Here is an 18,005-nt window from a genome sequence, read left to right on the forward strand (position 1 = left end):
GGTTGCGTTCAGCGCATTGCCTGTTTTTGTTTTCCCAATTACATGGGCAGGAATTCTACTTCCGCCCGTAATTCAAAAATCCCTACCTTTCGGCCTGAACCGACTCCCCTACCCCACTGATGATTCAGAATGACGCAGTCCTGCTCGGCATCCTGATGCTCACGCTCGGACTGATTTTCTATACTGCAACCCTCCCCCAAAAAGGATGGACGAAATTTTACGGTGTAGTACCCCCGCTCCTGCTTTGCTATTTCCTGCCAGGTGTATACAACTCCCTCGGGCTCATCAATGGTGCCGAATCGCAGCTATATCCCGTTGTCTCACGATATCTGCTACCCGCCTGCCTGGTCTTTTTTACCTTGGGTATGGATTGGAAATCGCTGGCCCGACTCGGCCCTCCCGCCGTAATTATGATGCTGGCGGGTACGGTAGGCGTCATGTTGGGCGGCCCCATTGCCCTGTGGACCGTGAGCGAACTCAGCCCCGTCACCGTGCAGGGCGAGGGTCCCGAAGCCGTTTGGCGCGGACTGGCGACTATCGCCGGCAGCTGGATCGGGGGAGGTGCCAATCAGACGGCCCTCAAGGAGGTCTTTCAGCCCAGCGACCGTTTGTTCTCCCAGATCGTTGCGGTGGATGTGTTGGCAGCCGAACTGTGGATGGCCGTGTTGATTTACGGCGCAGGGTACGCTTCCCGCATCGATGCCCTACTGCGTGCCGATAGTAGCCGCATTGCCGACGTTCAGCAACGACTCGAAGGTCTGCAACTGGCCCACCAGCGCATTCCGTCCACCGCGGACCTGATCCAGTTGGGAGCCGTTGGGTTTGGGGCCACGGGCTTTGCTCATTGGCTGGCCGGCATCATTACCCCCTACCTTGCCGAACATTATCCCACATGGGCAAAGTACAGCCTTACTTCCTCTTTCTTCTGGGTGGTGGGGTTGGTCACGTTGCTGGGAATTCTGTTCTCCCTTACGCCTATCCGAAAACTCGAACATGCAGGAGCCTCACGAGTAGGAAGTGTGTTTCTGTATTTATTAGTGGCTACCATCGGTATGCAAATGGATCTGCGGGCGGTGGCCGATAACCCCGGACTCTTTGCTATCGGTCTTATCTGGATGTTGGTTCATGCTGCCTTTGTGATCGGAGTAGCCCGTCTTTTCAAAATCCCATTCTTTTTTGCGGCGGTAGGTAGCCAGGCCAATGTGGGGGGCTCGGCTTCTGCTCCAGTCGTGGCTGCTGCATTTCATCCCTCGCTGGCCCCGGTTGGAGTTTTGCTTTCTATTCTTGGGTACGCCCTGGGCACTTATGCAGGGTACCTCACGGCTCTCCTCATGCAATGGGTAAGCGAGGGAATTTGAAACAGTCTCCGTAAAAATTAGGGCATTAAAGCGTATCTTTGCACGAAATTTCCCGATGAAAGACTATCGGTTGCGCATGCGGGAAGTTCGAACACACCCAATATATCATTCCAATCGACCAATAAAGCTTAAAGCGCATTGCTTACAGCCTACCGCTATTAGTACCTTTCAATGAAGAACATACGCAATTTTTGCATTATTGCCCACATTGACCACGGCAAAAGTACCCTGGCCGACCGTCTGCTGGAATATACCAACACCGTGACCCACCGCGAAATGCAGGCCCAGTTGCTCGACAACATGGACCTGGAACGCGAACGGGGAATTACTATCAAGAGCCACGCGATCCAGATGGATTACCTGCTCAATGGCGAGCAGTACACCCTCAATCTGATTGACACGCCCGGCCATGTGGATTTCTCCTACGAAGTTTCCCGCTCCATCGCCGCCTGCGAAGGGGCTCTGCTGCTGGTAGACGCCTCGCAGGGTATTGAAGCCCAGACCATCTCCAACCTCTACCTGGCGATCAACCATGATCTGATCATAATTCCGGTTCTGAATAAAATTGACTTGCCAGGTGCCATGCCTGAGGAGGTCACGGACCAGATCGTGGACCTGATCGGCTGTGACCGCGATGAGATCATCCACGCCAGCGGTAAAGAGGGGATCGGGGTACCTGAGATTCTGGAAGCCATCGTACACCGTATACCGGCGCCGAAAGGCGATCCTGAAGCACCCTTACAAGCCCTGATATTCGATTCGGTTTTCAACTCCTACCGGGGCATCGAGGTAATCTTCCGAATCAAAAACGGCAGTGTGCGAAAGGGCGATAAAGTGAAATTTATGGCCACTGGCAAAGAATATATCGCCGATGAAATAGGAACGTTGCGGCTCCAGCAGCAACCCAAGGACGTAGTAGAATGCGGCGATGTGGGGTACCTCATATCGGGCATCAAGGTGGCCCGCGAGGTAAAGGTAGGCGATACCTTCACGCACATTCACCGTCCTTCCACGGCTATGATCCGGGGTTTTGAAGAAGTAAAACCGATGGTTTTTGCGGGAATATATCCCGTCGATACCAGTGAATACGAAGAACTGCGGGAGGCCATGGAAAAGCTTCAGCTCAACGATGCCTCGCTGGTGTGGGAGCCCGAAACCTCCGCCGCCCTCGGTTTCGGTTTTCGCTGCGGCTTCCTGGGCATGCTGCACATGGAAATTGTGCAGGAACGTCTGGAACGCGAGTTCGATATGACGGTGATCACCACGGTACCTTCTGTGCAATTCACGGTACACAACACACGTGGCGAAACCCTGAGCGTAAGCGCGCCCTCGGAAATGCCCGAGCCCAATTTCATCAAATCCATTGAAGAACCATTCATCAATGCCCAGATCATTTCCAAATCGGAATACGTGGGTGCCATCATGACGTTGTGCATGGACAAGCGGGGTATGCTGAAGAATCAGATCTACCTGACCTCCGACCGGGTTGAGCTGCAGTTCTCCATGCCGCTGGCCGAGGTGGTTTTTGATTTTTTCGACAAACTCAAAACCATTTCACGCGGCTACGCCTCGCTCGATTATGAGCTCTCTGGTTACCAGGAATCCGATATGGTGAAGCTCGACGTGATGCTCAATGGTGACCGGGTAGATGCTTTATCGGCCATCGTTCACCGTTCCAAGGCGTATGAATGGGGCAAGAAACTTTGCGAAAAATTACGTGAGCTAATTCCAAGGCAGATGTTTGAGATTGCGATCCAGGCCGCTATTGGACAAAAAATCATCGCCAGGGAAACGGTGAAGGCCATGCGTAAGGACGTACTCGCCAAATGCTACGGCGGCGATATTTCGCGGAAGCGGAAACTGCTTGAAAAACAGAAGAAAGGCAAAAAACGGATGCGTCAGGTGGGTAACGTCGAGATCCCCCAGGAGGCGTTTATGGCCGTTTTGAAAATAAACTAGGCTCATCTCCAGACTTACATTTTATGAACAAAAGGACGGGTGTATCGTCCTTTTGTTGTATTTTTGGCTGACTATCGTAAAAAATTCCTAAGACAAAACACTCTACAAAAATCATATGGCAGAGGTAATTCGAATGCCCAAAATGAGCGACACCATGGAAGAAGGTGTCATTGCGGAATGGCATAAAAAAGTTGGCGACGAGGTAAAATCCGGCGATATTCTGGCTGAGGTCGAGACCGACAAAGCTACCATGGACATGGAGGCTTACCAGGAAGGTACCCTCCTGTATATTGGTGTGCAGAAAGGCGATGCCGTGCCTGTCAATGGGGTAATGGCTGTCGTCGGTGAGAAGGGCGAGGACTACAAAGCCTTGCTTGATGAAAAAGCCAACGGCTCAAACGGGCAGTCGGAAGGTAAAGCGGAAGAGAAAAAAGAAGACAAACCCGCTGTATCTGCCAATGGAACAGAAAAGATCACTCCGAAAGAACTAAAATCAGCCCCTAAAGCAGCAAAACCAGCGCCCTCCCAGGAAAAAATTAACGCCACGCTCATTCGAATGCCCAAAATGAGCGATACCATGGAGGAAGGTGTATTGGTGTCGTGGCAGAAAAAAGTGGGCGATAAGGTGGCTTCGGGCGATATACTGGCCGAAGTCGAAACCGACAAGGCCACTATGGATTTGGAAGCCTACGAAGAGGGTACCCTCCTCTTTACTGGCATCAAAGAAGGAGAAGCCGTGCCCGTCAACTCCATCATTGCCGTAATCGGTGAGGAAGGCGCGGACTTCCAGGCACTCATAGATCGCGAAAATGGCTCCGGCGACGCGGAAGAAGAAAAAGCGACCGACCATCCCGAAACGGTAACGCCTTCCGCTGAAAGTCCCAGCAGTGGTGGTACCTCAACGGTCTCTGCCGAAGACTCGGGTGATCGCATCAAAGCCTCGCCGCTGGCCCGCCGCCTCGCCGAAGAAAAAGGCATTAATCTAAGCCAGGTAGAAGGCTCCGGCGACAACGGTCGTATTATTAAGCGTGATGTGGACGAGTTCAAACCCTCGGCCCAACCCGCTCCCGCCGCCGAAAAAGCCCAGTCCGCTCCGGCCCCCGCCAAAGCCCCGTCCCCCGAAGTGGCCCCGGCTGGCAACTACGAGGATCTGCCCATTTCGCAAATGCGCAAAACCATCGCCCGTCGCCTCAGCGACAGCCTTTTCACGGCTCCGCATTTCTACCTGACCATGGAAATCAACATGGACAAGGCCATGGCGTTGCGGCCTACATTAAATGCCGTAAGTACCTCGAAGATTTCATTCAATGACATGGTGATCAAAGCCTGCGCCATCGCCTTGCGTCAGCACCCGGCGGTCAATTCAGCCTGGCTGGGCGATAAGATTCGTAAATACGATTTCGTGAACATAGGGGTAGCTATCGCCGTAGAGGAAGGGCTGTTGGTACCCGTAGTGCGTGACGCCGATAAGAAAACGCTTTCGGTAATTTCGGGTGAAGTGAAGGAGTACGCCGGCAAGGCCAAGGACAAAAAGCTACAGCCCAAAGACTGGGAGGGTAATACGTTCTCAGTTTCGAACCTGGGTATGTTTGGCATCGATGAATTCACCGCCATCATCAATCCGCCCGATTCGTGTATCCTAGCCGTAGGTACCATCAAACAGACCGCTGCGTTTAAGGAGGACGGTTCCGTGTACCCCGTCAACATCATGAAGGTGACGCTTTCCTGCGACCACCGCGTTGTGGACGGAGCCACGGGCGCTCAATTCCTGCAAACCGTGAAGAAGTTGCTGGAAGAGCCGATGAGTATGCTAGTGTAGTGGATCATGTTCAATGATTTTTCTTGGGAGAACCAAACTTTTTGGTTCTCCTTTTTTTGTTAAATACAGCGTCAAATTAACCATTCACGTGGATTTGATCAGCGCAACCAGTAAATTCGGAGTATAAAAATCAATAGCTTTTATGAACCGACTCGACCGGCTGACCGCCCTTCTGATCCAACTCCAGTCCAAGCGCATCGTCAAGTCACAGGAAGTCGCTGAGCGGTTTGGGATAAGCCTCCGGACCGTGTACCGCGATATACGTACCCTGGAGCTGGCGGGGGTACCTCTCATTGGCGAGGCCGGTATCGGCTATTCCATCATGCAGGGCTACCGGTTGCCGCCCGTCCAATTTACACGAGAAGAAGCCATGTCGTTTGTGACGGCGGAGAAACTGGTGAATAAATTGACCGATCCGGAAACCCGCACCTCCTACCAATCGGCTCTCTATAAAATCAAATCCGTACTCAGATCCACGGACAAAGAACTGCTGGACGACCTCAGTGACCGAATCGCGGTGGTAGATGATCCTTATTTACCCAAAGACCGTCATCAAATGTCCATCGAGACCATCCTGAACTGCATCTCTGAAAAGAAGGTGATCCGCCTGCACTATATTTCCATGACCAGTCCGGATATGACCGAACGCATCATCGAACCCGTAGGCATTTATTCCAGCGGTGCCTATTGGTACCTGATTGCCTGGTGCCGACTCCGCGAGGGCTATCGCAACTTCCGCACCGACCGCGTTCAGTCCATGGAGGTACTTTCAGAAAGATTCGAGACCCTCCACCCGGCGCTCCAGAGCTTCATCGAGCGAACACGCCGTGAACGAACTCTGCACAAAGCGGTAATCCGGCTGGATAGAGTCGCGCAGCGTTATCTGGGCGATCATCACTACTACAATGGTTTCGTTTCTCAAACCGATGCAGGCGATCAAATCGAAATGACTTTTCTGACGGAATCATTGAACGGCCTGGCGCATTGGTTCGTTTGGCTGGGTCAGGCCGCAGACATCGTCGAACCCGAAGAATTGAAGGAATTGGTGCTGGAGAAGCTCGAAAAAACACGGCAGCGACTCTTGACAAAAGTATCCGAACCCTGCTGACATAGGGCTGTCATTGGTCGGTGTGATCTTTGTAGCATCACTAAACGAACGATAAAGTATGATCTCCTTCATTGAAGCATTCCAAAAAGAACTGGCCGACGAATCCAAAGAAACCCACCGCATGCTGGCCATTGTACCCGCCGATAAAATGGATTGGCAGCCTCACCCCAAGAGCATGACAATCAAGGCCCTCTCTACCCATTTGGCCGACATTGCATCCTGGATTTCTGCCATCCTTGACCAGGATGAATGGGATCTGGCCAAGGCTGAAGAACCGGTTGACTGCAAAAACGCCGAGGATCTTCTGAAGAAATTCGACAAAGGGCTAAGTCGTTCCCAAGAAGCACTTAGCCATGCTTCGGATGCCGTTTTACAAAAACGCTGGCTACTTCGTGCAGGCGATGATGTGTACCTTGATATTGAGAAATGGGAAGCCATTCGCCACGCCTTTGGGCAAAATGCCCACCACCGTGCTCAACTCGGCGTATTCCTGCGGCTATTGGATATTCCGATTCCCGGTCCCTACGGTCCGAGTGCCGACGAAATGGCAATGATGGCTGCCGAAGAACAAAGTTAAGTACGGTTTCACCCACTGTTTTTCTACCGGCTGGACAGATTTTCAGAATCTGTCCAGCCGGTATTTTTTTATGGATTATTTGGAATTGTAATTTTTAATTCTACATTTGTAGAATAGAATCTAGAAACGTAGAATATGAAACTTACTGAAACGGAAGAAACCCTCATGGGGTACCTTTGGCAACTGGGAAAAGCCTTTATGAAAGACCTGCTGGATGCCTACCCGGAGCCCAAGCCTGCCCCGACCACGGTAGCTACCTTGCTCCGTCGCATGATCGACAAGCATTTTGTGGCCTACACCGAATTTGGCAATTCGCGGCAGTACTATCCGCTGGTCAGTAAGCACGATTACTTCACGACGCACCTCGACGGACTGATTACCAACTTTTTCGATAATTCCTCGGCCCAGTTTGCGTCGTTTTTCACCCAGTCTTCGAATCTGACGAAGGCTGAATTGGAGGATTTGAAGAAAATCATCGACGACCAAATCAAAAAACGGAACGCATGATTACCTACCTGCTGAAAGTCACGCTGTGCTCGGGATGCCTGCTGCTGTTTTACCGGCTGGTACTGGAACGAGAAAAGATGTTCCGCTTCAATCGGTTTTATTTACTGGGTACCCTGATGCTGTCGTTGGTTTTGCCCTGGGTACCCCTGGAAATTCTGGTGGCACAAAATCTGTTTACACCCCCTCCTGCGGCCGTAGCCCTGGCCGAGCAGGGCATTCAGGCGCGCTACACGGTGGCCCTGATTTCTGAACCCGACCTTTCCCAAAGTTTCCAGTGGAGCTGGCTTGTGGGTACCTTGTACGTATTGGTCAGCGGCGGGCTGCTGTTTCGGTTTAGCCGGAATATTATTCGTTTGGTGCAAAGCATCCGTACCCACGAAGTAAGAGGGTTGGAGAAAATGAAACTGGTTTTGGTCAATGAACCTACCTTACCCCATAGCTTTTTGAACTACGTCTTTTTATCCAAAGGTACCTTCCTGCAAGGTACCCTCGAGAGGGAAATCCTGGATCATGAACGCGCTCACGTCCGCCAACTTCACACCCTGGATATTCTCTTGATCGAGTTTCTAAAAGTGATTTTCTGGTTCAACCCGGCCTTCTATCTCTATCGGAATGCCATTGCCCTCAACCACGAGTTTCTGGCTGATGAAGCTGTGATCGACGCCTGCCGCGATGTGCCCACCTACCAGTACCTGCTCCTTCAAAAAGCGACCTATGTCTCCGACCAACCCTTTACCAGTCAATTCAACTATTCCTTCACCAAAAAAAGATTCGTCATGATGAACAGACAAACTTCCCACAGACGCTCTCTCTTGATCAAGGGTACCCTGGTACCCCTACTGGCCGTGATTTTCTTTGCATTCAGCGATTTAACGCTGGCCCAGATTGCGCCGCCGCCACCGCCAGTTGAAAAAGCGCCGCCACCTCCGCCTATTGAAAGGGGTACCTCGTCCGATGCAGTGAAAGAGTATAACGCTCTGGTTGACAAATACATTGATAGATCAAAAAAACGCGATTTCATTCAGGAGCCTTCGAAGGTAGATGGGGACAGAATGGAAACCCTACTGGCTGCTATGACTCAAGAACAAAAGGTCTCGTTGGATTATACAATCCATAAGATAAAGCCCTTGTTCAGAGCTACTCCCACCGAGGCTGAATACGAGAAATATAAAAATCCGCAAGTGTATGGTGTCTGGATCGACGAAAAAAAGGTGCCGAATACCGCATTAGACAAATATAAGCCTACCGATTTTTCACAGGTTTTTGTGAGTAAAGTATATCCGAACGCACAGCCAAAAACAGGGTATAAATACAAATACCAACTGGATTTGATGACTAATGCTCACTATGAAAAATATCGAAAGGAAACGTTGGAAAATCCCAAAAAGTACATTGTCTTGAAAAAAGATCGATTCTGAAATTCGTTTTGGCGGCGGATGGAAACATCCGCCGCCACCTAAACAACACGCACTAATGAGAAACAAGAACCTCTAACTTGGCCAATTTCTGCTCCAAAGCCGCTCCGTGCAAATCCTTAGCCACTACTTTCCCAACCGTCCCGACCAACACAGTGGTTGGAAAACTGCTGACATTATAAGTTTTAATAAGCTTGTTTGTAGAATCTGACAAAATTTGCGGCCAGTCCAGCGGGCGTTTTTTCAAAAATCGGGATAAAGAAGCCGGGGTATCATTCCCGGCAATGCTGACAAACGCTACTTTGCTTTTGTCAATGCCCTTATAAATCCGCTGCAGCTCAGGCAGCTCCTGGACGCAGGGCTTACACCAGGTACCCCAGAAATCAATGAAGAGGTACCTACCTTTATAATCACGCATTGAAATCGAATTTTCTGTCTGAAATTCTTTGACATCAAATGGTCGGAACGGGTACCCTGCCTTTAAAGAATATTCCCGCTCATCAGGATTGACTGTGGAAAATTGTAATGCATTATGATACAAGCTCACTCCCTCGTTCCGGTATTGGACTTTATTAAGAATACTTCCCAGGGTTAGTAAATCTCCCTTCTTGATGAATTCAGGGTGCTCATATTTTTTGGTAGAATCCTTTTCCAGCAACACAAAACTAGCATGTTCAAAAGTTGGTATCCGGCTTCCACCAGCGATTGCAATTTCGTATTTTTCTCCCCCTATCTTTATTTGTGTCCGGGCATGAATAGGGAAATAATACAGGAAATCCATCCCGGCGGGTTCGAAAGGCATACGTTTGATCATGATGGGAATCCGTTTGTTCACTAGCTTACCTCCCTCGTATACCTCGTAAGTGAAGTACTTCTTTTCTGCTTCCTGATAAGTTTCGATCGACTCTAAATTGTTTTTATAAGCTACCGCTGGGTAAAAAGGAATTTCATCACTAAAATCAAGATCGTTATCTGTATCAACCATCACGGCGGCATTGCCTTTTTCATCCCTACCGCGAATTACGTAGACAAAGCACTTGATCGGCTTATCAGGTAGTTCGTTCGGGTCAGGCTCCCACTCAGAAGATTTTTTAAAACCAGCAAATTCCTTATCATTGAGGGTACCTGCCTGGAAGTTCTGATAGATGAGTTGATGGACATCCAGCCAAACCATCGACTTTTTGACGAGTTTCCAGGTTTTAGGTACCCCTCTGACTGGCAAATAGGTTTTCGCCCAGAATCCTTTGTCAATCGTGTCTTTGGGATTCTCGTACCCTAATAAACTCGCACTGGGATGGAAGGGCCCCAAGCCCTCGACATACGTGAGCGGCAAGTTCATCTTTTCGCCAACTTTTTCATCATCGCGCTGAGTCTGACAGGAAACAAGACCAATGAAGGCACAGAAGAGAAGGCAAGTGATGACTTTCATATCTAGGAATATTGTGCAGCTTAAAGCTAGCAGGAAAAAACCTGAGAATCAATTACAACCGGAACTTACCCATTCGTCGCCCAATTCCTTGAACTCACCCTCCTGAACGTTCCTACCCCCTTTCCGGTTATATCCCTGATTCGGCCCTCCGCCCGAATCATTTTTTTTAGGTCAAAACCAACCTCCATCAAGAATTTACATACTATGGAAAAGATACACGCCACCACCGTCCTCGGCGTATTGCATAACGGACAACTGGCCCTGGGAGCCGATGGACAAGCCACCATGGGCAATACCGTCGCCAAAAGCAATGTCAAAAAAGTACGCGCCCTGCAAGGCGGCAAGATTCTGGTCGGCTTCGCGGGCTCCACGGCGGATGCCTTTTCGCTGCTGGAAAAATTCGAGGAAAAACTCAACGCCTACGGCGGCAACATGAAGCGTGCCGCCATCGAACTCGCCAAAGACTGGCGCACTGACCGCTACCTACGTAAACTGGAAGCCATGCTGATCACGGCCAACAAGGAAGAAATCCTGGTCATTTCGGGTACGGGTGACGTACTGGAACCCGAAAACGGGATTGCGGCCATCGGTTCCGGAGGCAACTTTGCCCTCTCGGCTGCCACTGCTTTGAAAAAACATGCTACCCAACTCACGGCCGAGGAAATGGTCCGCGAGGGCCTCATGATCGCAGGAGATTTGTGTATCTATACCAATCAGAATCTGACGGTAGAAAAGATAGGGTAAAACGAAGGAGCAAAGGTACAAAGCGACAAAGTTCAGGAAAGAGATATCCTAACTTTGCTACTCTGTGCCTTTGTCCCTATGTGTCTCCTAAACTCTCCTTCACAACTCCCCCAACAGCACCAGCAATTCCCGCAACGCCCGGCTCACTTCGCCGCTGGTATCTGGCAGGTACTTGTGGGCAATCATGGCAAAGCTGAGCCGTTCTCCTTCCTGGGTGACTACATAGCCTGCGTAAGCACGGGTACCTTCAATGGAGCCGCTCTTGGCACGTACATTACCGGCGGCTTTGGTGCGTTTGCCTATGTTCCTGACTGTCCCGGTTTTCCCCAGTATCGCAATGCTGTTGTAGAAATCGGTAAAGGTTTTATCCTTCGTTGCAGCGTTCAGGACCTCCGACAGGTTTTGGGCAGTCAGCGATCCGGTGGGTGAAAGGCCGCTTCCGTCCTTGATGTAGAAACCCCGCATATCGGCCCCTTTTGTACGCCAATATGCAGCCTCAGCTTTGGCGGCATCATCGAAAGAGGCTTTGCCACTCAGGCGCTGTCCGGACGTTTTCAGAAATGCATCGGCATACAGATTAATGCTCCACCAGTTGGTTTGCTGGCAAAGTTCCCGCAGCGTGGGTGAATCGTATTGATCGAGCACCGTACGGGGTACCTGAATCGCTCCGGAAGCAGCCAGAACCCGGGGTTCTTCCGCTACCCCTACTCCTTCTGCTTTCAGGGTCTGATTCAATCCGAACGCTACCGCATAGGCAGGATTTGGCACGGCACCCTTCACGGCGAACGATATGGCCCCACGGGGTACCGTCCCGGTCAGTTGCACTGCATTGCCCAGCGGACTAGTGTAAATATAGACCTGATCACCCGAACCTGCTTCACCCGTAGTTACCTGATTGGCAAGGGTAAGGTAAGGCAGTTCGGGATCGATACCCAATACCTGCGTAGGATCGCCCACATCGCGGCCAGCTCGAAACGAAACACGGTACAGGTTTTCACCGAAGTTCAGTCCATGTACCCCAGCTCCGTAGTAATTACCCAAATCACCCCACACCCAGGTATCGGCCAAAACTTTATCATCGAAAAAGGTAGGGTCGGCCGCCACCTGCCCCCGAATGTACCTAATGCCCGCTTTGCGCACGGCCGCCGTCCAGCGGGCAAGAAGTTTAGGACGGTCGGGGTAGCCTTCGAAACGGTCGCTACCCAAGGACGGATCGCCCGTACCGCGGATGTACAGGTTTCCCAGCAGCGTATCACCGACTAGCTGGCCGTCGTATTCCAGGTAGGTTTTATAGGTATAGTCTCCTCCGAATAGCGAGAGTACTGTGGCCGTAGAAACCAGTTTCAGAGTAGAGGCCGAGGGAAGTGACTGCTCCTGGTTGAGTCCCAGGATGGTACGTCCGTCGCGCGTCGATTTCAGGCAAAAAGCCAGGGTACCATTGCGCATGAGTTCGGAGTTCTGCAGCTCTATCACGGCATCTGCCAACCGCCCCAGCCCCAGAGAATCGATGCGCTGCGCGGTACTGATTTGGAGAGAAAATATGTAGAAAAGAATGCCAGATATCAGGATACGCCCTAAGGCGGCTGTGAAACCGATGGTTTTTATCAACTTTGTCATTATCGTGCGTTATTGAGGGAGAAGTAGACAATACTGCCCCTTTTTTTGGTACTTTTGTTAATTCGCCTCTCATCAAAAGAGGCTTTTTCGGAAGTATATCCGCTAAGGTACTGGCGATCAAAACAGACTAAACCAAACAGAAGCTGGTAGGGTAGTCAATATACATTAGTTCACGAAAAAACCATCCAACAGGGTTTTTGGGCTTATAAGGAGTCGCAATATACTCGCCAGGAGATGATTATTCACCGCATAGCATTTATATGAAATTAACATTTTGGGGCGCCGCCCGTCAGGTTACGGGGAGTATGTGCCTGCTGGAAGTTGACGACTACCGTATTCTGATTGATTGTGGCGTAAATTTCGACCTGGATGAAAAAGAAAAAAAGGCTCTTTATGATCAACAACGCAGTGTTTTCCCCTTTGATCCCACGCTTGTAAACACGGTACTGCTCACCCACGCCCATATTGACCACTCAGGCAATATCCCTAACCTGTACAAGGAAGGCTTTGAGGGGCAGGTCGTTTGTACCGAGCCGACCTATTCCCTTACGGGCCTGCTGCTGCAAAACGCCGCCATGCTCCACCAGAAGCGGCTGAATACCGCCAACGGCCAATCGTCGAATAAGAAAAAAAAACGCCAGCCTGTACGCGACATTCCCCGTGACCTATTCACCGAAAAGCATGTCAAGGAAGCTCTTGAAAACTTTTTTCCGGTGGCCTTCGGCCAGCGCTATCGAATCACGGACAGCGTAAGTGTCACCTACCTGCCGGCCGGGCATTTGCTGGGCGCCGCCCACATTGTGGTTGAGGTGCGGGAAGACGGTGAGAAAAAGACACTGTGTTTTTCGGGCGATCTGGGCCGTAAGAACTACCCCCTGCTCGTCGATCCCTACCCGGTACCCCAAGTTGACTACCTGATTTGCGAAACCACCTACGGTAACCGCCTGCACGAGGACATGCGTCCCCCCGAAGAAGCGTTGCTGGATGTCATTCAGCGCACCTGCGTGGATATTCCGGGCCGGCTTATTATCCCTACGTTTAGCGTGGGTCGCACGCAAGCCCTGCTGTATACACTCAACAAGCTGTATGTCAATCACCAGTTGCCCCCGCTGAAAGTGTTTACCGATAGTCCGCTGAGCTTTGCCAGTACCCGGGTGTACCAGAAATTCGCGCGGCTGTTGAACCGGGAAGCACGCGAATTCAAGGAAGACAACGAACTGCTCTTCGATTTTGAAAACCTGGTATATATCGAAACGGGCGACGCCAGCCAGGCCATTTCCAATTACAGCGAGCCCTGTGTGATCATTTCTTCGTCGGGCATGGTACAGGGCGGACGGGTAGAGCACCACGTGGCGGCCAATATCGAGAACCCTTACGCCACAATTTTGATGATCGGCTACGCCTCGGAAAATACCCTGGGCTGGCGGCTGCTCAATGGTCAGGATACCATCACAATCCGGGGCGAGAAGAAATCGGTCTTGGCGAATATTGAAAAAATTGACGTATTTAGCGGGCACGGCGATCAGAATGATCTGGTTGATTTTGTGCAAATGCAGGATAAGGAGCTATTGAAAAAACTGTTTCTGATCCACGGAGAAGCCCAGAGTCTGAGTGATTTTCGCGAGTTATTACTCGGACAGGGCTACTTCCAAACAGAAATTCCGGAACGTGGGCAGACCTATGAATTATAACTGTTTGTTGAACTGTTGAATCGTGTCGTCGGGTATTGATTGCTGATTTGCCATGGATTTCCAGAATGTTTCCATGCGCCAGCCTTTTAATACACCGGTATAGTGAACCATTCATACTACGATTAAACACTTGTACAATTACACCCCCTTACATGAGAACCTACCTCGATTTTGAGAAACCCGTTGTTGAGCTCGAAGCCAAACTAGCCGATATGCGGCGATTGGCCGAAGAAAGCAACGTGGATGTATCAGCAGCCACGACGGCCCTGGAAAACGGCATTGCCAAACTCCGTCAGGAAATATTCGACAACCTCACCCGCTGGCAGCGGGTCTTGCTGTCGCGGCACCCTGACCGGCCCTATACCTATGATTATATCCAGCTCATGTGCGAGGAGTTCATTGAGTTGCACGGTGACCGGCAGGTACGCGACGATCCGGCGATGATCGGAGGATTTGCCAAACTGGGTGGGCAGGGAGTCATGATTATCGGCCAGCAAAAAGGCCGTAATACCAAGCAGCGGCAGCACCGGAATTTTGGCATGCCCAATCCGGAAGGATACCGCAAGGCCCTGCGCCTGATGAAGCTGGCCGAAAAATTCAACCGCCCCATCATCACCCTGATCGATACACCCGGGGCTTTCCCGGGACTGGAGGCCGAAGAACGCGGTCAGGCGGAGGCCATTGCCCGTAACCTGAAGGAAATGTTCATGCTCAAGGTACCTGTCATTTGTATTATCATCGGAGAAGGGGCCTCCGGCGGCGCTTTGGGTATCGCCATTGGCGACCGGGTTTTGATGCTGGAGAATACATGGTATTCGGTGATTTCTCCCGAAAACTGCTCGACCATACTCTGGCGGAGCTGGGACTATAAGGAACAGGCCGCCGAAGCACTCAAACTTACGGCCCGCGACATGAAAGAAAATGGCCTGATCGACGGAATTGTGCCTGAACCGCTTGGTGGCGCTCATCTCGACCACGCTATTATGTCCCAAAATCTAAAAAAAGTCATTGTCGAAACGCTGGATGAGCTTTCCCGGCTTTCCGCGGAAGATCGCATCAACCAAAGGATCGACAAATTCTGCGCCATGGGCGTTTTTAACGAATAGGTACTTTCGTGATAGATTCCATAAAAAACATCATCTTCGACCTGGGTGATGTCATCATCAACATCGACGTGCCGCGCGCGGCGCAATCGTTTGCTACCCTAAGCGGACGCAGCACTGAGGAAATAGTGCGCCTGTTCGAAGAGGGAAACCTGTTCCGCCAGTTCGAAACGGGTGCTTTGGATGCCGACGGTTTCCGATCCTACGTGCGGGAAATCCTGAACAATACTACCTGGGCCGATGTCGAAGTGGACACCGCCTGGAACTCCCTCTTGCTTGATATTCCCGCTGAACGCATCGAATTGATCCGGAAATTGAGTAAGGATTACCGGCTGTTTCTCCTCAGCAACACGAGTAGTATTCACATTGAGGCCGTTGACAAAATCCTCCACCAGGCATCCGGCGCCGAACGGTTGGGCGATTTGTTTGAAAAAGTATTTCTCTCCTACGAAATGGGTGTGATGAAACCCCATCCCGAAATCTACCAGCGGGTTTTGACGGAAGCCGACCTTCTGCCCGACGAAACCTTGTTTCTGGATGATAACCTCGATAACATCCACGCCGCCCGTTTGCTCGGCATTCAAACCATCCATGTTCAGAAACCGTTAAGCATTCTGGACTACCTCAACGACTATGTCGATTAAGACCCGCACCTACCTGATTCAGGGCATTTTATTTGTTCTCACACTCATCACGACTACCCTTTCGGGAGCGGAGTGGATCTACGGCAAAACCTTCATTTTCATGGAAAATCCCCTCGGCTGGCCCGAATTCTGGCAGGGGCTTAATTTTTCCATTCCGTTTCTGGCCATCCTCACCATCCATGAGTTCGGGCATTATTTTACCGCCAAGTTTTACCAGGTGGAGGTCACCCTACCCTACTACATTCCGCTGTGGTTCGGCATTACCCAGAGCATCGGAACCATGGGAGCTTTTATCCGCATTACCTCGGTGGTGCGCTCCAGAATCAAATTTTTCGACATTGGCATTGCAGGCCCCCTGGCTGGTTTTGTGGCCGCGCTGGGGGTACTCTGGTACGGTTTCACCCATTTGCCTCCCCCGGAACATATCTTTACCATTCACCCCGAATACCTCCGCTACGGGCTCGATTATCCCAAGTATGTGTACCAAAATCAGGAGGGAGGCCTTGCTTTGGGTGATACGATCCTGTTTTGGTGGTTCAAAACCTACATTGCCGATCCTACCCGACTGCCCCACGCTTTTGAGATGATCCACTACCCCTACATCTTTGCGGGCTACATGGCGCTTTTCTTTACTTCACTCAATCTGATTCCCATTGGCCAGTTGGATGGTGGACATATTTTGTATGGGCTGATCGGCAAAAAACGGTTCAATGCAGTAGCACCTATCCTATTCGTCCTCTTCACTTTTTACGCAGGTTTGGGCCTTTTCAAGGCTGACGAATTTTCTGTTCCCAATGATGAGCAATTCTATACCCTTTTGGGGTACCTGGCTTTTTACGCTTATTTTTTGTACATCTGCCTGAGGCGCCTAAGCAGCAATCCCCGTACTGCCCTGATGCTCAGTTTGGGTATTGTGATCACCCAATTTGCTGTTACCTACCTTCGACCCGACTGGGAGGGGTACCCTGGCTTTTTGCCTTTTGTGTTTTTGTTGGGCCGTTTTCTGGGCGTCTACCATCCCGAAACGGCTGAAGAGGGTCCGCTGGGTACCGGTCGAATACTATTGGGCTGGCTGGCGGTGCTGGTGTTTGTTCTGTGTGCGAGTCCTAAGCCGTTCATTATTGTATAATTGGGAAGTGGACATTCTATTTATACTGAGGTCGCAAGGGTAGGCTTTGAGCTGAATTCTTTTTTTTCTTCTACTTTCCTCCTGCATCATGTTCGCATTTTTATTCAAACTGTCAGGTTGGAAAGTTGTCGGCACTCCGCCCTACGCAATACCCAAAGCGATTTGGGTAGGCGCGCCCCATCATTCCAACTGGGACTTCCTCATCAGCGTGGGCGCCCGTGCTACCATGCATTTCGATATAGGCTTTCTGGCAAAAAAAGAACTTTTTCAATGGTACTCGGCCGGGCTGTTCAGGGCGTTGGGAGGGTACCCTGTAGACCGCACTCAGGGCAACAATCTGGTAGATGCCGTCGTTGAAACTTTTCGAGAAAATGAGCGGTTGCACATTGCTCTTACCCCCGAAGGTACCCGCCGTGACGTGCATGCCCTGAAAACAGGTTTTTATTACATGGCCTTACAAGCACAGGTACCCCTCATTCTGGTAGGATTCGATTATCCCCGGAAAGCATTTGTCATCCGTGACCCCCTGTGGCTTACCGGAGATTATGCAAACGATATGCATGCCATCTACGATTTTTACCTAACGATCGGGGGACGGAGAAAAAGCTGGCTTGACATGTATGCCCGCACTGGCGTCATTGCCGGTAGTCATTAGTAGGGGCAGTTGATATAGCATGCCCTGCTGAGCATATTTTGTTCAATGCATAATATAGTTCCAAAAAAATCAAAATAACCCGACGGGTCTTTCGGAATAGTCAGTTTTATCCCTGTATATTTGAGGAAGTAAGAAATTCATTAAGTTCGGATCCACGTGCAGAAAGGGATACTTGAGGGAGAAGGTCGATCCGGTGATGGAATGAGAAACTTTTTGGCTTTTAATGACGAATCGGCTCACTGCCTCGCCC

The 18,005-nt window shown here is 50.7% G+C and carries 15 protein-coding genes; 13 read left to right on the forward strand and 2 right to left on the reverse strand.

What is annotated here, in order from left to right:
* Positions 1 to 119: 119 nt before the first annotated feature.
* The 7 genes from GBK04_RS01055 (at position 120) to GBK04_RS01085 (ending at position 8,746) form a co-directional block, all read left to right on the forward strand.
* Complete coding sequence (locus tag GBK04_RS01055; protein WP_152756115.1) at positions 120 to 1,358, forward strand: DUF819 family protein; 1,239 nt, start codon at positions 120 to 122, stop codon at positions 1,356 to 1,358.
* Positions 1,359 to 1,529: 171 nt separating this feature from the next.
* Positions 1,530 to 3,317, forward strand: a complete 1,788-nt coding sequence (gene lepA, locus GBK04_RS01060; RefSeq protein WP_152756116.1) for a translation elongation factor 4 — start codon at positions 1,530 to 1,532, stop codon at positions 3,315 to 3,317.
* Between the two features lie 115 nt (positions 3,318 to 3,432).
* Positions 3,433 to 5,136 (forward strand): pyruvate dehydrogenase complex dihydrolipoamide acetyltransferase, encoded by a 1,704-nt coding sequence (locus GBK04_RS01065; RefSeq protein WP_152756118.1) that lies wholly within the window; start codon positions 3,433 to 3,435, stop codon positions 5,134 to 5,136.
* Positions 5,137 to 5,278: 142 nt separating this feature from the next.
* The gene (locus GBK04_RS01070; RefSeq protein ID WP_152756120.1) at positions 5,279 to 6,244 is read left to right on the forward strand and encodes a helix-turn-helix transcriptional regulator; all 966 of its coding nucleotides are present in this window, start codon (positions 5,279 to 5,281) and stop codon (positions 6,242 to 6,244) included.
* A gap of 58 nt (positions 6,245 to 6,302) precedes the next feature.
* Positions 6,303 to 6,821 (forward strand): DinB family protein, encoded by a 519-nt coding sequence (locus tag GBK04_RS01075; RefSeq protein WP_152756122.1) that lies wholly within the window; start codon positions 6,303 to 6,305, stop codon positions 6,819 to 6,821.
* A 135-nt stretch (positions 6,822 to 6,956) separates the two neighbouring features.
* Positions 6,957 to 7,328, forward strand: coding sequence for a BlaI/MecI/CopY family transcriptional regulator (locus tag GBK04_RS01080; RefSeq protein WP_152756124.1), 372 nt, complete (start codon positions 6,957 to 6,959; stop codon positions 7,326 to 7,328).
* The gene (locus GBK04_RS01085; RefSeq protein ID WP_152756126.1) at positions 7,325 to 8,746 is read left to right on the forward strand and encodes a M56 family metallopeptidase; all 1,422 of its coding nucleotides are present in this window, start codon (positions 7,325 to 7,327) and stop codon (positions 8,744 to 8,746) included. Before GBK04_RS01080 ends, GBK04_RS01085 begins: the two co-directional genes overlap by 4 nt.
* Positions 8,747 to 8,798: 52 nt before the next feature.
* On the opposite strand, the gene GBK04_RS01090 is transcribed toward GBK04_RS01085, so the two are convergent.
* Positions 8,799 to 10,172 carry a TlpA family protein disulfide reductase gene (locus GBK04_RS01090; protein ID WP_152756128.1) on the reverse strand — a complete coding sequence of 458 codons (1,374 nt, stop codon included), beginning with the start codon at positions 10,170 to 10,172 and terminating at the stop codon, positions 8,799 to 8,801.
* Between the two features lie 204 nt (positions 10,173 to 10,376).
* Here GBK04_RS01090 and hslV point away from each other — a divergent pair, with 204 nt between their 5' ends.
* A complete protein-coding gene (hslV, locus tag GBK04_RS01095) occupies positions 10,377 to 10,916 on the forward strand; it encodes an ATP-dependent protease subunit HslV (RefSeq protein WP_152756130.1) in 540 nt (179 codons plus the stop codon).
* A 99-nt stretch (positions 10,917 to 11,015) separates the two neighbouring features.
* Here hslV and dacB read toward each other — a convergent pair whose 3' ends face one another.
* Positions 11,016 to 12,533, reverse strand: a complete 1,518-nt coding sequence (gene dacB / locus GBK04_RS01100) for a D-alanyl-D-alanine carboxypeptidase/D-alanyl-D-alanine endopeptidase (RefSeq protein ID WP_152756132.1) — start codon at positions 12,531 to 12,533, stop codon at positions 11,016 to 11,018.
* 260 nt (positions 12,534 to 12,793) lie between these two features.
* On the opposite strand from dacB, the gene GBK04_RS01105 reads away from it, so the two are divergent.
* From GBK04_RS01105 to GBK04_RS01125, 5 genes are all read left to right on the forward strand, one after another.
* A complete protein-coding gene (locus GBK04_RS01105; RefSeq protein ID WP_152756133.1) occupies positions 12,794 to 14,224 on the forward strand; it encodes an MBL fold metallo-hydrolase in 1,431 nt (476 codons plus the stop codon).
* Positions 14,225 to 14,376: 152 nt separating this feature from the next.
* Positions 14,377 to 15,330 carry an acetyl-CoA carboxylase carboxyltransferase subunit alpha gene (locus tag GBK04_RS01110; protein ID WP_152756135.1) on the forward strand — a complete coding sequence of 318 codons (954 nt, stop codon included), beginning with the start codon at positions 14,377 to 14,379 and terminating at the stop codon, positions 15,328 to 15,330.
* Between the two features lie 8 nt (positions 15,331 to 15,338).
* Positions 15,339 to 15,971 (forward strand): HAD family hydrolase, encoded by a 633-nt coding sequence (locus GBK04_RS01115; protein WP_373330598.1) that lies wholly within the window; start codon positions 15,339 to 15,341, stop codon positions 15,969 to 15,971.
* Complete coding sequence (locus tag GBK04_RS01120; protein WP_152756137.1) at positions 15,961 to 17,100, forward strand: site-2 protease family protein; 1,140 nt, start codon at positions 15,961 to 15,963, stop codon at positions 17,098 to 17,100. Before GBK04_RS01115 ends, GBK04_RS01120 begins: the two co-directional genes overlap by 11 nt.
* A gap of 88 nt (positions 17,101 to 17,188) precedes the next feature.
* A complete protein-coding gene (locus tag GBK04_RS01125) occupies positions 17,189 to 17,755 on the forward strand; it encodes a 1-acyl-sn-glycerol-3-phosphate acyltransferase (RefSeq protein WP_152756139.1) in 567 nt (188 codons plus the stop codon).
* Positions 17,756 to 18,005 lie beyond the last annotated feature (250 nt).

The sequence above is a fragment of the Salmonirosea aquatica genome (assembly GCF_009296315.1).
GTDB lineage: Bacteria > Bacteroidota > Bacteroidia > Cytophagales > Spirosomataceae > Salmonirosea > Salmonirosea aquatica.